Genomic DNA, 17,653 nt, shown 5'->3' on the forward strand with positions numbered 1-17,653 from the left:
TTATTAAAATGTAAAAATAACATATCAATTAAGAATTCAACCCATGATTTGATTTTTGTAATTTAAAAAGTGGAATAAATTAGCTTGACTTTATTTCTGAATCATAAATCTTTCCGTAGCGGTAATTCTTTTGGTATTCAATCTTAGAATATACATGCCCTCTGCTAATTGAGAGACATTAAAACTAATGAATTGATTCAAGATTTTAGGTTCTGTAAATTCTAGCATCACTTTGCCCGTCATATCTAAAACTTGAAAGAAACCTTCTTCAGCAATTTCCAAATTCAAATGTAAATTAAGATCGTTTTTAGCTGGATTAGGATAAATTACAAAGGGCTTTCTTGTATTTGGATAAGGAGGTGGTGGTGATTGCCCTACAAAAAAGGTGATGTTTTTTAAGTAGATATTCTGCCCATTATCATGCGTAACTTTAAAAGCTAATCTTATTTTTTCTTTGAAAACATAGGGTGATAAATCTACAAATTCATTCCTCCAAATTAATTGATTAGGAACATCATTGCCGAAAGAGGTAGCCAATGAGTCTCCTGATTTACTGTATATCAAGGAATTGAAATTCTTTCCATTATCATCGGAAAGGTAAATTTCAAATTTTTCAGCTTGCCTAAATGGTTTTCTATAAGAGAGGTCAAATATTAGTCCTAAATAATTGGTATTACTGACATCTAATAACGGACTTATCAACCAGTCTTCAGATGATTCTTTTGTAATATTAGATGAATTACTATTGACCGCTCTGTTATCCGTGCTAAAGACCCAACCTTGATCTTTATCAGGATTAAATTCGAACCAGTTATCGTTATCGTTTTCACGCAAACTTAATCTCAAGGGAGGGAGTTCTTCAAAACAATTATTCTGAAATGGCAGATAGAAAGTATTAATAACTTCTTCTTCCGTATTATTTGTGATAACCCTTATTTCATATTCTCCAATGTTTTGCTCGGGCTGAGGAATTATTATTTCTACTTGAGTTTCCTGTCCTGAAACTAAAACCTCGTCATTTATAATATATTCTTTTGTAAGTTCATTATTATTTAATACTTGTATTTTATAATTACTTATGTTCTCTCTACCTACATTTTTGATAGTCAAAATCCCTTCAAAGCCTTCATCACAAAAAAGAGGATTTATATCTTCCCATCGTATAATCTCAATTTCTTTATTTTTCTTATCGGATTCCTTTACGTTAAATTCGCTTATATAAAAATTATTGGAGAGCCTGTTTTCAGCAACAATATTAAAGCAAACCGATTCCTCATCTTTCAAGCGGTTAAGATCTATTTTTACCGTATCCCAATCTAAACGGAATTCTGGACTGAAAATAGAGTCAACCTCATAGGCTGTAGATAAATCAGTAATGGAATTGGAAAAAACCAAATCGTTGAAGGTTCTCCCACAATCATAAGAAGCATAAATACTGACTCTATTCGGGATGGAATCTTCTGCTTGTGCAAATACGAAACTTAATTCTGGCACCTCAATGGTCGTGAAATCGAAAATAGGAGAAATTATTTCCTCTTTTTGACCGAAATTCTGGCGATTTTCATAAAAGGGAATTCCAATAGCATTGTCATAAAGTGTCCAGGTTTCCTCTTCATCAATATTTCGAATAAACCAAGGAGCGATATTGTTTTGAAATTTCTTTTCATAAGGGAGGGTTCCTTCTGCAAGCTTTTGATAGTATTCAAGCTTTTGATTATTTTCCATGCGCTCATCTTCGAAACCATTAGTCAGGTTAACTCGATAAAAAATGGAATATTGACCAGTCTCTTCAAAATTTAAAAGTGAAAAATAAACGGTTTTTTCTTGACCGCTCTGAAGCGTATCGTTAAATTCAATTGTTTCTTCCAATATCCCATCTATAAACATTTGAACACTATATTCTCCTATGGGAAGCATTCCTTGGTTTTTTATGGTAGTCTGAGGATTAAAATTTCCACTACAACTTCCTGTAAACCTTGAATTTAATTCCGTTAATCCTAAATCGCGATTGAAGACAGGCGGATTCTCCAACCCTCTTGATTCGGTAAGGCTTAATCTCCTTGGACTGTTTTCAACCACTGTCCGAACCCTTGTTTTTTGATCCAATGTAAAGACATTCATGCATTCATCATTTGTATAATCCATGAAGTTTTGAACCATATCCAAACTCCCACAAGTGGTTTTAGATAGATTACAACCAGTGCTGGAGCTGCTTGCTTCGGGAGTGTCATCACAAAAATCATCAACAGAACATCCTCCATCTCCCCAGATATGTCTTAACCCAAAAAAATGTCCCATTTCATGAGTAGCAGTTCTGCCCTTACTTTCGAATGTAGGACTGTCTGGATTTTCGCCAAAATATACATAATCTAAGCTAACCCCATCGATCAGTCGGTTATTACTAGCCTCATCCAATCCTGCTAGATTTGAAACAGGAAATTCTGCCCAGCCTAAACTTCCACCAGCTAAATCGGCCACCCAAATATTGAGGTAATCTTCAGCAGGCCAATAGCTCTCGGCACTTAATATTGTTCTTTCTTGATAGCTATAAGTAGATTGGCTTCCTGGAATCCTGACAATACCATTCGTTTCTTGACCATCAGGGTCTTGTCTGGCATAGACAAATTCGATTTCAAAAGAAGCTGCTATTGATTTAAAATCATCTAAGGTTTCGCTAGAATCGCTATTGAGTCTATTAAAATCTTCATTTAAGATTTCAAGTTGACGATCAATTCTACTTTTCAGTAAGTTACCCCCAGTTCCAACGGGTTCTCCATTATGGATAATGTGAAATACGACAGGGATTTCAACTGTAACAGCTTGCGTCCTTTGAGAAAATGGTGATTGTAGATTTTTTTTATCCTCTATCCATTTTTCGAATTTCTCTGTACTTAATTCAGGTTTTCTATTTTCCCTTTCTTCTAATAATTGTGGTACAGCACATCGCTCCTGTGCCTTGATGTTAATGGAAAGGAGGCTTATTAGAATAAATACACCACTCCTAATGAAGAATATCAAATTAGAGTGATGTAGTTTTTTCATTGGGCTCAAATAGTTTTGTCTAAATTTAATTAGACTCTAAGTTAAAACCAAAAGTTAAGTTCAAACTAAGTTGAACGCAAAATTATCTTTTGAAGATAATAGTAATTCAAAATTATATTACTTCATGGTTTGAGGTAGTTCAGCATTTGGGTCATCTGCAGAAGTGATGTTAATAGCTTCTACAGAAGTAACTTCAGGAACGGCTTTTTTAACGGCTTCTTCAACACCCGCTTTTAACGTCATAGTTGACATAGGGCAATTGCCACAGGCGCCCAATAATTCTAAACGTAAAAGGCCATCGTTAAAGTCCAATACTCTTACATTACCTCCATCTGCCTCTAAATAGGGTCTTATGGAATCCAATGCTTTTTCTACTCTATTTAAAATATCCATAATTTATTGATTTCAACTCGTCATTTCAACTGTTTTTGTACCCGCCATGCTTGCATTTCTAATGGCTACTTGTCGGGCTAATTTTTGGGCTAAATCCTTAAACGCATCAGCAGATGGACCATCTTTCATTGCGGTAGGATAACCTGAATCCCCACTTTCACGAATGGATTGTACTAATGGCATTTGACCTAAAAATGGGATGTCATATTCTTCACTCATTTTATAGCCTCCGCCTTCACCAAAGATAAAATATTTATTATCAGGTAATTCTGCAGGTGTGAAATAAGCCATATTTTCAACCAATCCCAGAATAGGAACATTAATTTGTGGTTGCTTGAACATCCCAATTGCTTTTTTAGCATCAGCTAAGGCCACCTTTTGAGGAGTAGTAACAACTACTGCACCTGTAACTGGTATGGTTTGTACTAAAGTCAAATGAATATCACTAGTACCTGGAGGTAGATCAATTAGTAAATAATCTAATTCTCCCCAATCCGTATCACCTATGAACTGCTTTAAAGCAGAACTAGCCATTGGCCCTCTCCAAACCACTGCATTATCTGGTGGAGTTAAGAATCCAATGGATATTAATTTTATTCCGTATTGCTCAATTGGAACAATTACATTTTTACCATCTACTTGCTTAACTTCAGGTTGCTCTGCCTCACAATTGAACATAGTTGGGATTGAAGGGCCAAATATATCGGCATCAATTAATCCTACTTTTGCCCCTTCTTGTGCTAAAGAAACGGCTAAATTAGCTGTGACAGTAGATTTCCCTACACCACCTTTTCCTGAACCAATGGCAATGATGTTTCTTACATTAGGTAATAAGGGTGCTGAACTTCTTGTTGAGGTAACATTTGAAGTCATATTTGGGAATACTTGTAAATCTTTATCTACATGTTTATGAATGGCATTGATACAATCATTTTTGATGATTTCTTTAAGTGGACAGGCAGGTGTTGTCAACACCACAGTGAAATATACCGCATTCCCATCAATGCTCACATCTTGAATCATATTAAGTGTCACCAAATCTTTTTTGAAATCTGGATCATCTACAGTACTTAATGCTTTAATTATGCTATCTTTAGTAACAGCCATATATATCTATTATAATTAAAAAAATCGTAGTTTTGCTTTGAAATTGTTGCAAGTTAAACTTTATCAATTTAGCTAACAATTCATACGTGAAATTAGTTGGAATTAGTTTAAATAAAAGTAAAAATTTTGACAAACCAGTGGGATTAAGTCCAAAAACCATACAGGAAGTACAGGATAGAGCCGAAATAGAAGAGGTAGTAGGCGATTATGTGCCACTCAAAAAGAAAGGGCAAAACATGTGGGCGTGTTGTCCTTTTCATGATGAGAAAACGCCTTCTTTTTCTGTAGCACCCAATAAAGGGATTTACAAATGCTTTGGTTGCGGTAAAGCTGGTGATTCCATACAATTTATCATGGATTTGGAAGGACTTAATTTCCCAGAAGCTATTCGTCAATTAGCCGATAAATATGGAATTGAAATTGAAGAAACGGAATCTTCCCCAGAGCAACAAGAAGCATATAATGAAAGAGAAAGCCTTTACATTGTGCTTAATTTTGCAGCTGAGTATTTTAAAGATTTATTGCATAATCATCCACAAGGAAAGTCCATTGGCTTAAGTTATTTTAAAGAAAGAGGTTTTTCAAATGCTACTATTGATAAGTTTGATTTGGGATTTACTTTAGATCAGTGGGATGGTTTAATAAAAGCTGCTAAAACAGCAGGTCATTCTGAAGAATTGCTTGAAAAAGCAGGTTTGATCATCAAAAAAGAAGATAAAACTTACGATAGATTCAGGAACAGAGTAATTTTCCCTATTCATTCTATTTCTGGAAAGCCTATAGCCTTTGGTGCCAGAATACTTATCAATGATAAAAAGCAACCGAAATATATAAATTCTCCCGAAACGGATGTTTACCATAAAAGTGAAGTGCTTTATGGAATAGCTCAGGCTAAAAAAAGCATTAGAGATGAGGAGAATTGCTTTTTGGTTGAAGGCTATACGGATGTAATATCTCTGCATCAATCCGGAGTGGAGAATGTGGTGGCTTCTTCAGGAACCTCTCTGACAACTCAACAGATTAAGTTGATTGGAAGATATGCTCAGAATGTCACTGTTTTATTCGATGGTGATGCAGCTGGTTTAAAAGCCGCCATGCGAGGTATCGATCTGATTTTAGAAGGTGGCCTAAATGTAAAGGTGGTCATTTTTCCAGATGGTGAAGATCCGGATAGTTATTCACAAAAAATGGGAGATGAAGCTTTCAAAAGCTTTTTAGATGAAAATGCTAAGGATTTCATTCGCTTCAAATCGGATTTACTTTTGGAAGAAACCAAACAGGATCCGATCAAAAAGGCAGAAACCATTCAGGATATTGTACGCTCCATTTCCAAAATTCCTGATCCTGTTAAAAGAGCTATCTACATTAAGGAATGTAGCGATATACTTGAAATTGATGAAGCCCTTTTAATTGCGGAACAAAATAAAGTCATTCTTAGGGAAAAGCAGAGCAAAGGAGATATTACCAAACGTCAGGCTAATTATTTAAGCGAAAGTTATAATCAAGCTCCTGAACAAATTCAAAAGCAATATACTCCTTTTGATGTTGTGGCATTGCAAGAAAGAGAAAGTATACGCTTGTTGCTTACTTATGCAGAATTACCCTTGGCAGATGATAAATTGGTCATAGATTATTTGTTACAGGAGTTGGCTGATACAGAATTTATACATCCTGTTTATGCTGAAATACTTAAAGACTTTGTTTCTAACTTAAAGGATGGAGTTATTTTGAATGAATCCTATTTCATTAAAAACGGATCTGAAGAGGTACGTAAAGTAATTTTTTCACTTTACACTGATCGTTATGAGTTAAGTGAAAACTGGGAAAAGAAATTTGAAATTTATACTCCTCATGAGCGCCATATACTAAATGACTCGATTTATATTCATGTTCTAAGACTAAAGCATCGTTCCATTCTTCATTTAATGGAAAAAAATACAGAGAAATTGAAAAATACTGATACTCAAGAAGATGAACAGATTGTGTTGCAGTATTTAATGCAACTTAATCAAGCTAAAATGGAAATTGGTAATTTATTGGGAATGGTTGTAGTGAAATAATATTAACCCTATGAATCGGAATAGCTAGTGTTTAAGCTTTTGATGTCTTAAACTGTAATTTGTGTTTTCTTGTTTAGCCTTTGATTCAAATCATTACAGCTTTAGCTGTATATTTCTCAGTGATCTTAGTGTAAAACTTAGCGCAACTTTGTGATTAGTCCAATATTCAAACACTTGGAGCACGTATTCGTTTTAATTTTTGTCGGGTAATCATTAAATATTGGCTACCTTTGTGATTTATTATTTTTCAAAGATTTATGTCGTCAGAAAGAATTCAATTAGATACTATAGAATCAGCTATTGAAGCTATTAAAAACGGAGAAATCATCATTGTTGTGGATGATGAAGATAGAGAAAATGAAGGTGATTTCATTTGTGCTGCCGAAAAAGTAACTCCTGAAATTATAAATTTCATGTCCAAGCACGGAAGAGGCTTGATTTGTGCATCTCTACCAGAAGATAGATGTAATGAATTAGGTTTAGAATTGATGGTAGGTAAAAATACTGCTCAATTTGAAACCCCATTCACTGTTTCTGTTGATTTAATAGGGGAGGGCACTACTACAGGGATTTCCGCTAGTGACAGATCAAAAACCATTCAGGCTTTAGTTAATCCAAATACTAAACCAGAAGTTTTGGGTAAACCGGGTCACATTTTTCCTTTAAAAGCTAGGCAAGGTGGTGTTTTAAGGAGAACTGGGCATACGGAAGCTGCTGTTGATTTTTCAAGATTAGCTGGTTTAACTCCTGGTGGCGTTTTAGTTGAAATTATGAATGAAGACGGTACGATGGCTCGCCTTCCTGACTTGAGAATAGTTGCAGATAAATTTAATCTGAAATTAGTGGCGATAAAAGATTTAATCGAATACAGATTAAATAATGAGTCATTGGTGGAAGAAAAGGTAGATGTAGAAATGCCAACGGATTATGGTGATTTTAAATTAGTAGCTTTTGAACAAACTACTACTAAAGATAATCATTTAGCCTTAGTAAAAGGAGAGTGGAAAGAAGATGAGCCGGTTTTGGTTCGTGTGCATTCCTCTTGTTTAACGGGAGATATTTTTGGTTCATGCCGATGCGATTGTGGCCCTCAGCTTCACCAAGCTATGGAAATGATTGAGAAAGAAGGGAAAGGCGTGATTGTCTATATGAATCAAGAAGGGAGAGGAATTGGGCTGATGAATAAGTTGAAGGCTTATAAATTGCAAGAACAAGGTATGGATACCGTAGAGGCGAATGTTGCCTTAGGCTTTAAAATGGATCAGCGTGATTACGGTGTTGGAGCTCAAATTTTAAGAAAATTAGGTGTTAGAAAAATCAGACTAGTTTCTAATAACCCTACAAAAAGAGCTGGTTTGCTTGGTTATGGCTTGGAAATTGTGGAGAATGTAGCTTTAGAAATTCCACCAAATAAGCATAATGAAAACTATCTACGAACCAAAAGGGACAAAATGGGGCACAGTATCCTTAAAAATAGCTAATGTGAAAAGTATTTTCATCTTTACGATATCGCTTTTTGTGTATGTCTCCACATCTTTTGCTCAAGATTTACCGCAAGAAATGTGGCATCCTGGCTATGTTGTATTAGATTCTGAAGATACATTACAAGGGAAGATTCAATATGACTTTGAATCAAATTTGTTGCAATTCACCTCTGATGAAAGAGTAAAAACTTTTACCTCACAGAATATTCTTTTTTTCAGCTTTCACTGTCAATTTTTCAAAAGAGTAAGATCAGTTTATTCAATACCTTTTGATCTTAAAGGAACCGTAAAAGCACCTATATTTTTTGAAATATTGGAGGAAGGTAAGATTACCTTAATGACAAGGGAATATGTGATTATTGAAAATAATAATAGGTTTGGAAACCCCATGTATAGAACCAGAGGATTTGGAAGCAGAGAAATATTAACCTATGATTATTTCCTGTTGACCGATGACGGAACAATCCATAGGTTTTCGGAAAAGAGAAAAGATCTATATCCTTTCTTTGGGAGATTTGAGCAGCAAATGATTGATTATATTAAAGAAAGAAGATTAAAAGTAGATAAGCAAGGTGATTTGGTAACCATTATGAAATACTATAATGGATTGGTTTCATCTCGCTAGAAGTTAAATTTATATATGGAAAGACCTTTGATTTTAGTGAGTAATGATGACGGAGTAACTAGTAAAGGAATTCGTCATTTGGTGGAATGTATGAAGGATTTAGGAGAAGTAGTTGTAGTGGCTCCAAATAGCCCTCAATCTGGAATGGGACACGCTATTACTATAGGAAATACGCTTCGGTTAGATAAAACGGATATTTTTGGTGATGATATAACAGCTTATGAATCTTCAGGAACACCAGCTGATTGTGTGAAACTAGCTAAACATCATGTCCTTAAAGATAGAACGCCTGATTTAATTGTTAGTGGTATTAATCACGGTAGTAATACATCCATAAGTGTGCTATATTCTGGCACTATGTCGGCCGCTATTGAAGGTGCTATTGAAGGTTGTCCATCAATAGGTTTTTCATTATGTGATTATGCGCAAGATGCTGAGTTTGAACATGCATTAGAGTATGTAAAAGCAATAGCTAAACAAGTTCTTGATACAGGTCTTCCAAGATACACTACTTTAAATGTAAACTTCCCTCCAAAGAGGAATGAACGCATTAAAGGCATAAAAATTTGTAGGCAAGCCAGAGCTAAATGGGAAGAAGAATTTGATCAAAGGTTTGACCCCAATGGCAGAAGATATTTCTGGATGGCAGGTAATTTTGTGAATTTTGATAAGGGTGAGGATAATGACGAGTGGGCAATTGCCAATAATTATGTTTCTGTTGTTCCTTGCCAATTTGATTTAACGGCACATCATACCATCAGTATGCTTAATGATGAATGGGATATTAAAATTGATTAAGAATGGCAAAAAAGAAACAGTTAGGTTATGAAGAATCTCTTCAAAAATTAGAAGAGATATTAAATAAAGTCGAGCATGAGGAAATTCCGATTGATCAACTTACAGAATTAGTGAATGAATCCATGGAGTTATTAAAAAATTGTAAATCCATGCTGAAAGGAACAGAAAAAAGGGTGGAAGATGCCTTCAATGAAATGGAGGATTAAAATTACAAATTGTAAGAGTCGCAATACTTAAGTAATAATTCCTGTCCTTTTTGTTTATTAAACTGAGCCAATTCCTGATAATCTTTACAAGCCTTTTGATTACGTTTAAGGTTTAAATAACATTCAGCCCGCTTTAAAAGTATTTTTTCATTTTTATATCCCAGGCTTATCGCTTTAGAAAAATCATGAATGGCACCATCATAATTTTCCATATGTTGATATATTATTCCCCTGTTGTAATATGCATTCTCAAGTAACCTTTCGTTTCTTATCAAATTATTAAAATCCGATAATGCAAATAAAGTGTTTGCTTGAATTGCATATAAAACTCCTCTATTAAATCGAGCTTTAAAATGCTCTGGATTTAATTTCAAGAGTGAAGTAAAGGCTTTTTGTGCTTTTCGATAACTAGAATCTTTCATAAAACTTAGGGCAGCATAATATAAAGCATCCTCATTTTTATTATCGTAATAGAGTGCATTACCAAAATCAATAACTGCGCTTTTATATTCTCCTTTTTTATAATATGAACGGCCCCTTCCTAAATACGCAATGGTTAAATCTCTTTTATTATAAATGGATTTATCATACATTTCTATTGCTTGACTATATTGTTTCATTTCCTCATAGCAACGGGCTGTATTGTATAGCATCATTTCATTTCTGGGATCCAAATTTAATGCTTCCTCAAAATGATATAGTGCATTTTGATAATCACCAGAATCAAAATACTGACTTCCTTTTTCCTTGTGATCAGTGCAGGCTAATAAAATGATAGTGCTTAAGCTTATGATGAATAATTTTTTCATAGTAATTTTAAGAGTTGATACACTAAACTAATGGAATAGTTTTTATATTGAAACTCATTTTTGATTTTTTTTAATCGCAACCTTATTTTAACTCTTGCAGCTGTATGTTGAAATTCATTAATTCTAAATCATTAAGTACTTATAATACTTTTGGATTTGATGTGAAAGCAGATTTATTTATTGAAATTAATTCTACTGAGGAGTTTAAAGAATTACTGAATACTACAGAATGGAAAAGCAATCCACGATTATTATTGGGGGGCGGTAGCAATATATTGCTTACAGATGATTTTCATGGTTTGGTGGTGGTTAATAGAATTTCAGGAATTGAAATAATAGAAGAGAATAATAAATCAGTTACTGTAAAATGTGGAGGGGGTGAAAACTGGCATCAATTTGTGCTTTATACCCTTAAGCATAACTGGGGTGGATTGGAGAATTTATCTTTAATCCCTGGGACAGTAGGTGCTGCACCCATGCAAAATATTGGGGCTTATGGTGTGGAAATCAAAGATACTTTTCAATCCCTTGAAGCTATCAATTTAAATACAGGAAAGTTAGAGGTGTTCTTTTCAGAACAATGTAAGTTTGGTTATCGAGAAAGTGTTTTTAAGCATAAATTGAAAGGTCAGTATCTAATTGCATCCGTAAGCTTTCAACTTGATAAAGCTAATTTTCATCAATTAAAACTTGATTATGGTGTCATTAAAAATGTGATGGCTGAAAAGAATATTGAACATCCTTCTATTCAAGATGTAAGTGATGCAATTATCAAAATTAGGCAATCAAAGCTTCCGGATCCTGCAGAAATCGGAAATTCAGGTAGTTTCTTCAAAAATCCAATTATTGATGTAGCAGAATTTAAAAAGTTACAAAATGAATTCCCAGAGATCCCATCTTATGATCTGGGGAAAGGGCAAGTGAAATTAGCAGCGGGTTGGTTGATTGAAAAGGCAGGGTGGAAGGGGTATCAAGAAAATGGTGTTGGGGTGCATCAAAAACAGGCTTTGGTATTAGTAAACTATGGAGAGGGCAAAGGGAAAGACATATTGAATTTGGCCAAAAAAATTCAGGACTCAATTCAATCTAAATTTGGAGTTGAATTAAGCCCTGAAGTGAATTTTATTTAGGTTTATTGTAAATCTTTATTTTACAAAAGTAACCTCACTTGAAATAATAAAATCTTCTTCAATCTCTACTCCGAATAATGCTGCTAAGGCAGTAATGTCTTCTTCATGTTTAATTTTTAGCTGATCGGCAGAAGCAGATAAAATTTCAAAATCATAGGTTTCACCGCTATTGCTGTTAAAAGTGATAACACTACCATCTGAATTTAAAGAATAGGTTCCTGCGTCTTCATCGCTTGTTCCTTCGTTTGATGTAAATGTATCATCCTCTCTAAATACAAGCGTTTGCCCATCGCCTTCAAATTGTGGTCCTAAGTCCTGATCAGTATAAGGTTCGCCATCTACTAGAAAGGTTGTTTCTACCTCCGTGGAAGTCCAAAGACCTACTAAATCTGCTTTGTTTGCTAGGTTTTCTTCGTCATCATTGTTACATGCTTGGAAAGCTAACATTCCGACAACTAATACTAGTAATAATTTAAAATTTTTCATGTATATATAATTAAGTTCAGAACAAAAGTAAATAAAAATATGGTCAGTAGGAAGGTTTGCTTTACAGCAAGTAATAAAATAACTTATTTTAAAGATTATTTAAATCATATGCGTTACATTTTGTAAGTTTCCTTCATAATGTTCTACTGCCACACCAAATTTCTCCAAAAAGTCTAATCCTTCATCTCTTTCCAAGCCTTTGTAATGAGCGTAAGAATTTAAATAAATTACTTTTTTAATTCCCATACTGAAAATTATACGGGCACAAGATAGGCAAGGGGACAGCGTTACATAAAGCGTGGAATTTTCAACCGAGGCATTATTTTTCACTGCATACATAATGGCATTTTGCTCAGCATGAATGGCTAGCATACAACTGCCTTTAGAGTCCAAGCCACAGCCTTTACCAGGAAATTCTTCATCGCAATTATGAGTACCTGCTGGAGGTCCATTATAACCAATAGAAATAATTCTGGTTTCTTTAGTTAATACTGCACCCACATGCCGTTTAATACAATGCGAGCGTTTGGCCAGATTAACAGCCAGTTCCATGAAAATATCGTCAAATTGTGGTTTTTCCATAAAACAAATATAATGGATTATGGTGCTATCATTAATAAAATTGTAAATTGCTTTTAAAATAAAAACGGGAAATTATGAAAAAATTAATCACATCTATTTTCGCTTGCTTTGCATTGATTATATTATTTAGTTTTGATGCGCAGGCTCAAGAGGCTTTAAAACAAAAACCAAGTCCATTAGGTATGGTAACTTACACTTTTGAAGACACTTATGTGAAAGTAACCTACGGAAGACCTCATTTAAGAGGGAGAGAAGCGTTTACTGAAACTGCGGAATTAGCACCCTTAGGTAAAATTTGGAGAACAGGTGCAAATGAAGCCACCGAAATAACGGTTACAGATGAAATCAAAATGGCTGGAGAAACCGTTCCAGCAGGGACTTACTCTGTTTTCACTATTCCAGGAGCTAAAAGTTGGACGATCATTTTAAATAAGGATGTAGGACAATGGGGTGCTTATAAATATGATGAAGAGCAGGATTTAGTTAAATTCGAAGTTCCAGTTAATAAATCAGATGAAATGTATGAGCCTTTTACTATTCGGTTTGATCAATCAGGCGGGGAAGTAAGTATGCAAATGATTTGGGCTAATACAATGGTGAGTATTCCGATTGAATTTTAGAAAGAATATTTCTTTAAACTAATTGAAAAGCTATAAGGACACAAAACCTTGTAGCTTTTTCTGTTTTATGCTAATTTGAATCAAATATAATCTCACTCAATAATTATACACTATGACTTTCTTCAAAGAGTTTAAGGAATTTGCCATAAAAGGAAATGTGTTCGATATGGCGGTTGGTATCATCATTGGCTCAGCTTTCACCAAAGTTGTGAATTCTATAGTGGCTGATTTTATTATGCCTGTTTTAAGTATTTTTATTGGACAAATTAACTTTAAGGATTTGGCTTATGTGTTTCAGGAAGCGGAGGTCGATGATAAGGGAAACGTAATCAATGCTGCTATCACTATAAATTATGGGAATTTGATTCAGACTACAATAGATTTCTTGATTATAGCTTTTTGTATTTATCTAGTCGTTAGGATGTTCAATAAGCTAAGAAAGAAATCTGAAAATGAACAAGATAGCACAGTAGCAACGCCTAAAAATATTGAGCTATTATCTGAAATTAGAGATTTGCTGAAAGAAAAGAATCAACGCTAGTTTTTTCTTGACTTACTTCCATGTATGTACAATAATTGCTAAATTCCATTATCAAAACATATACACTATGAACAGACGAAAATTTATACAGCAGGCAGGAATGACCTCGGCTTTAGCATTTATTTCACCTTCTATACTCTCATCTTGTGCACCACAAGCTCAAGGGGTTGCAAAAGAAGCAGGTTTGCAATTATATACTTTAAGAGAAGCCTTAGAGAAAGATTTTAAAGGTACTATTGAAAAAGCAGCGAATATTGGGTATAAAAACCTGGAATTTTTCAATTATTCTGATGGTAAATATTTTGGAAACAGCATTAAAGAAGTGAAGTCCATTTTGGATGAATTTGGCTTAAAAGCTAAAAGTAGTCATGTTTTAACAGGTTGGGCAATGCCTAAAAATATTGGGACTATGACCAACGATTGGGAAAGAACAGTAGCGGATGCAGCTGAGTTAGGACAAACACACATAGCTTGTGCTTATCTTTTTGATTCGGAACGAGAAAGTATAGATGATTATAAAAAATTATCTGACCTTATGAATTCATGTGGAGAAACTGCTAAAGAATATGGAGTACAAATGGCCTATCATAACCATGATTTTGAATTTCAAGCATTAGATGGTAAAATTCCTTATGATCTATTATTGTCTCAATGTGATGTAAATCTGGTTAAATTTGAATTGGATTTATATTGGACAGCTAGAGCAGGAGTAGATCCAGTGGAATACTTTAAAAATAATGAAGGAAGATTCCCTTTATGGCATGTAAAAGATATGGGAGCAGGAGAGGAGCAATTCTTTTCAGCAGTAGGAGAGGGTGTAATCGACTGGCAAAAAATCTTTAATCATGCATCCACTGCAGGTTTAAAGCAATTCTTTGTAGAACAAGATGATACGAAAAGTGGTAAACCTTTTGAAGAAATTACAAAGAGTTATAAGTATTTGAAGGGGATCAAGAGGAGTTAAAAGTAGGAAGTCAGAAGCTGGAAGTTACTTCGAGCTTCCAACTTCTGGCTTCTAACTTATTTCATTTCTTTAATCTTAATATTTCTGAACCATACATCATCACCATGATCCTGAAGAGCAATAAAGCCTTTAGGAGCAATATTACCCCAATCTTTATTTTCTTCTAATTCTGCCCATTTACTATCTGCAACAAGCTTAGCCATTTCATCAGAACCAATAGTGTATTGAACTACAGTATCTCCATTTTGGATATGAACAATATCATTGCCTTTTGCAATAATTTCAGATGTGTTCCAAGTTCCGTGTCCTTTGAAATTCTGAGGCTCTGCAGGAATAAGATCATATAATGATCCTGCTTTTCTGTTTCCATTTTTTCCTAATTTTGCATCAGGATGGTGCTTATTGTCTAAAACTTGCATCTCAGGTCCAGATTTCCAGATGTAATCATACTTTTCCTTACCTCGGTATAAAATACCTGAATTAGCAGCACTATCTACCATCCACTCAACTTTAAGGTGGAAATCCGCAAATTCTTGATCGTACACAATGTCACCGCCATCTTGAGCTCCAGCTTCACCTCGGCCTGAACCTTGGATATGAAGAGCATTTTTATCAATGTTCCAAGCTACTGGAAAACTTTCTTTTTGATATCCACGCCATCCATCAGTGGTTTTCCCGTCAAATAAAAGCTTCCAACCGTCTTCTTTTTCCTTTTCAGTTAAGCTATTTGGACCGGCAATTTCTTCTACTATTTCTTCTTGTACAGTCTCTTCAATTTCTTCAGCAGCACTTTCACTGTCTTCAGAATTTGACTTTTTACTACTATCGCAACCATAAATTGCCATTAAAGCAATAAAACCGATAAATAATGATTTTTTCATAGTTCTCTATATTTATAATTTTAAAAAATATTCTTGATTATTTAAAGTTAAAACCTGTTGGGTTTAATCTAATCCAACAGGTTCTAAATTATTAATTATAAAATTATTAATTACTAATTAGTACTCCCATCCCTTACGGTAAGTCCTCTTAATGTATTCTTCAGCGGCCTGTTTCGCATTAATGGTTTCGTATTGTGTATTAAATTTCGGATCTCCGTCAATTACAGTGAACTCATCAGAAGATACAACTCTAATTTCCTCATCATCACCAATATTTGTGATTTTCATGTTCTCTGCATCCCAATCCAGTTTTCTTCTTAAGTCTTGTAATCTTACTGCTAAATTACCAGCTACCACTACTTCATTTAATGGCCCAGCATAAGCAAAATTAGAGCTACATTCAACTCTAGATTTTTTGTTTTCTTTCGCAGCTCTTACCCAGTCCATTTCATGACCACCTTCCATAGCATTAGGAATTCTTCTTAGTTCATTAGTCACTGGTGGTGGGTTATCTTCTCTACCAATAATAAATGGTTCCATAGCATAGGTACCACAAATTAGAGTTCCTTTAGTTCCATAGAAAATGGCACCACCCCAGCCCATTTGATCGCCAGGGTACCAGCCATCTTTCAATCCTTCTGGTCTGTCAGGTTTTAATCCGCCATCATACCAGGTAAATTCAACAGCCGGCATATTGATTTTGCCTTTTTTAGGTCTTTCGCCAAAGTAGTAAGTTACTTTTTCAGCCATTGGAGCACTCTCAGTGTTTACCTGAGAAGAACTTGCTTCAAATGCATATGGATAACCTAATTCCAATGCTTTGTAAACAGGGTCCATGATGTGGCAAGCCATATCTCCTAAAGCACCTGTCCCGAAGTCCCACCAAGCTCTCCAGTTCCAAGGAGTATAAGCTTCATGGTAAGGTCTTTCAGCTGCAGGGCCTAAAAATAAATCCCAATCTAAAGTACTAGGTACCGACATTTTTTCAGTTGGTCTTTCTAATCCTTGTGGCCATATTGGACGGTCAGTCCATGCGTCTACTTTTTTTACTTCACCAATTTCGCCATTCCAAATCCATTCGCAAACTTTGCGCATATCGTCAGATGAATTTCCTTGGTTACCCATTTGAGTTGCTACTCCAGTTTTGTCAGCCAACTCTCTTAATTTCCTTGATTCGTAAACAGAGTGAGTTAATGGCTTTTGAAGGTAAATGTGCTTACCTGCAGTCATGGAATCTTTAGCTGAAACATAATGCGTATGGTCAGGAGTACTGATCATTACTGCATCAATGTCCTTATCCATTTCTTCCAGCATTTTGCGGTAGTCCTTATACTTTTTGGCTTTAGGATAGTCTTTGAAAGTTCTATCAGCATACTTCCAATCTACATCAGCTAGGGCTACAATGTTTTGAGATTTCATGTTTCTCAAATTTGAGCGTCCCATGCCGCCAACACCTATACCTGCGATATTTAGTTTATCACTAGGTGCCGTATGTCCTAAACCAGCAATGACATTGCTTGGTACGATGGTGATTCCAGCCGCAGCTAGACCCATGTTGCGTAGGAATTTACGCCTGTTTAAATGATTGTCTTTATTAGAGTCGTCCATATTAAATATTTTTGTAATGGTTTAAGTGGAATGAAATTAGGAAATCTATTGAATAAAACATAAAAATATTTGGTGAAAGGTTGAGGAGAGTGTGTTAAAAATATGTTAACTACCTGAAAAACAGGAGGTAATTTGGTAAAAAAGATAGTGTAATTTTTACACTTAGGTAGTTGAGTATTTACTTTGTGACAGTTTTTCTGAAAATTTCGTTATTATTCAATAAATATCTTCCCGAGGAACAAGTAAAAGTCACTACAAGACGCAAGCGATAGCTCAATTGTATAACAAAAAAAGCCTTTCTACATCACTGCAAAAAG

Annotated in this window: 17 protein-coding genes; 9 read left to right on the forward strand and 8 right to left on the reverse strand. The window is 34.7% G+C overall.

Features of this window, described 5'->3' with window-relative positions; genetic code table 11:
• Positions 1–90: 90 nt before the first annotated feature.
• From ABWH96_RS09800 to ABWH96_RS09810, 3 genes are all read right to left on the reverse strand, one after another.
• Positions 91–3,042, reverse strand: coding sequence for a M43 family zinc metalloprotease (locus ABWH96_RS09800; protein ID WP_375581272.1), 2,952 nt, complete (start codon positions 3,040–3,042; stop codon positions 91–93).
• Between the two features lie 117 nt (positions 3,043–3,159).
• Positions 3,160–3,435: a NifU family protein gene (locus tag ABWH96_RS09805; RefSeq protein WP_375581273.1), complete on the reverse strand. Its 276-nt coding sequence runs from the start codon at positions 3,433–3,435 to the stop codon at positions 3,160–3,162.
• Between the two features lie 12 nt (positions 3,436–3,447).
• Complete coding sequence (locus ABWH96_RS09810; RefSeq protein ID WP_375581274.1) at positions 3,448–4,542, reverse strand: Mrp/NBP35 family ATP-binding protein; 1,095 nt, start codon at positions 4,540–4,542, stop codon at positions 3,448–3,450.
• Positions 4,543–4,679: 137 nt separating this feature from the next.
• Between ABWH96_RS09810 and dnaG the strand changes: the two genes are divergently transcribed.
• The 5 genes from dnaG (at position 4,680) to xseB (ending at position 9,715) form a co-directional block, all read left to right on the forward strand.
• Positions 4,680–6,602: a DNA primase gene (gene dnaG, locus ABWH96_RS09815; protein ID WP_375581479.1), complete on the forward strand. Its 1,923-nt coding sequence runs from the start codon at positions 4,680–4,682 to the stop codon at positions 6,600–6,602.
• Between the two features lie 257 nt (positions 6,603–6,859).
• Positions 6,860–8,083 (forward strand): bifunctional 3,4-dihydroxy-2-butanone-4-phosphate synthase/GTP cyclohydrolase II, encoded by a 1,224-nt coding sequence (locus ABWH96_RS09820; protein ID WP_375581275.1) that lies wholly within the window; start codon positions 6,860–6,862, stop codon positions 8,081–8,083.
• Complete coding sequence (locus ABWH96_RS09825; protein ID WP_375581276.1) at positions 8,022–8,711, forward strand: hypothetical protein; 690 nt, start codon at positions 8,022–8,024, stop codon at positions 8,709–8,711. The genes ABWH96_RS09820 and ABWH96_RS09825 overlap by 62 nt, the downstream gene beginning before the upstream one ends.
• Positions 8,712–8,726: 15 nt before the next feature.
• Positions 8,727–9,509: a 5'/3'-nucleotidase SurE gene (gene surE, locus ABWH96_RS09830; RefSeq protein WP_375581277.1), complete on the forward strand. Its 783-nt coding sequence runs from the start codon at positions 8,727–8,729 to the stop codon at positions 9,507–9,509.
• 2 nt (positions 9,510–9,511) lie between these two features.
• Positions 9,512–9,715, forward strand: coding sequence for an exodeoxyribonuclease VII small subunit (gene xseB / locus ABWH96_RS09835; protein ID WP_375581278.1), 204 nt, complete (start codon positions 9,512–9,514; stop codon positions 9,713–9,715).
• Between the two features lie 2 nt (positions 9,716–9,717).
• On the opposite strand, the gene ABWH96_RS09840 is transcribed toward xseB, so the two are convergent.
• Positions 9,718–10,524, reverse strand: a complete 807-nt coding sequence (locus ABWH96_RS09840; RefSeq protein WP_375581279.1) for a tetratricopeptide repeat protein — start codon at positions 10,522–10,524, stop codon at positions 9,718–9,720.
• A 104-nt stretch (positions 10,525–10,628) separates the two neighbouring features.
• Here ABWH96_RS09840 and murB point away from each other — a divergent pair, with 104 nt between their 5' ends.
• Complete coding sequence (murB, locus tag ABWH96_RS09845) at positions 10,629–11,654, forward strand: UDP-N-acetylmuramate dehydrogenase (protein ID WP_375581280.1); 1,026 nt, start codon at positions 10,629–10,631, stop codon at positions 11,652–11,654.
• 15 nt (positions 11,655–11,669) lie between these two features.
• Here the strand turns inward: murB and ABWH96_RS09850 are convergent, their stop codons facing one another.
• Both ABWH96_RS09850 and ABWH96_RS09855 read right to left on the reverse strand, forming a co-directional pair.
• Entirely contained in the window at positions 11,670–12,101 is a 432-nt protein-coding gene (locus ABWH96_RS09850; RefSeq protein ID WP_375581281.1) for a DUF5004 domain-containing protein, read from the reverse strand.
• A 138-nt stretch (positions 12,102–12,239) separates the two neighbouring features.
• Positions 12,240–12,722 carry a cytidine/deoxycytidylate deaminase family protein gene (locus tag ABWH96_RS09855; RefSeq protein ID WP_375581282.1) on the reverse strand — a complete coding sequence of 161 codons (483 nt, stop codon included), beginning with the start codon at positions 12,720–12,722 and terminating at the stop codon, positions 12,240–12,242.
• 74 nt (positions 12,723–12,796) lie between these two features.
• Here ABWH96_RS09855 and ABWH96_RS09860 point away from each other — a divergent pair, with 74 nt between their 5' ends.
• From ABWH96_RS09860 to ABWH96_RS09870, 3 genes are all read left to right on the forward strand, one after another.
• Complete coding sequence (locus ABWH96_RS09860; RefSeq protein ID WP_375581283.1) at positions 12,797–13,342, forward strand: DUF2911 domain-containing protein; 546 nt, start codon at positions 12,797–12,799, stop codon at positions 13,340–13,342.
• 112 nt (positions 13,343–13,454) lie between these two features.
• Positions 13,455–13,883 (forward strand): large-conductance mechanosensitive channel protein MscL, encoded by a 429-nt coding sequence (gene mscL, locus ABWH96_RS09865; protein WP_375581284.1) that lies wholly within the window; start codon positions 13,455–13,457, stop codon positions 13,881–13,883.
• Positions 13,884–13,950: 67 nt separating this feature from the next.
• Positions 13,951–14,847: a sugar phosphate isomerase/epimerase family protein gene (locus tag ABWH96_RS09870; protein WP_375581285.1), complete on the forward strand. Its 897-nt coding sequence runs from the start codon at positions 13,951–13,953 to the stop codon at positions 14,845–14,847.
• 56 nt (positions 14,848–14,903) lie between these two features.
• Here ABWH96_RS09870 and ABWH96_RS09875 read toward each other — a convergent pair whose 3' ends face one another.
• Both ABWH96_RS09875 and ABWH96_RS09880 read right to left on the reverse strand, forming a co-directional pair.
• Positions 14,904–15,728, reverse strand: coding sequence for a DUF1080 domain-containing protein (locus ABWH96_RS09875; RefSeq protein WP_375581286.1), 825 nt, complete (start codon positions 15,726–15,728; stop codon positions 14,904–14,906).
• A 117-nt stretch (positions 15,729–15,845) separates the two neighbouring features.
• Positions 15,846–17,336, reverse strand: coding sequence for a Gfo/Idh/MocA family protein (locus tag ABWH96_RS09880; protein ID WP_375581287.1), 1,491 nt, complete (start codon positions 17,334–17,336; stop codon positions 15,846–15,848).
• Between the last annotated feature and the right edge of the window lie 317 nt (positions 17,337–17,653).

Source organism: Marivirga tractuosa, assembly GCF_042140215.1.
Lineage (GTDB): Bacteria > Bacteroidota > Bacteroidia > Cytophagales > Cyclobacteriaceae > Marivirga > Marivirga tractuosa_A.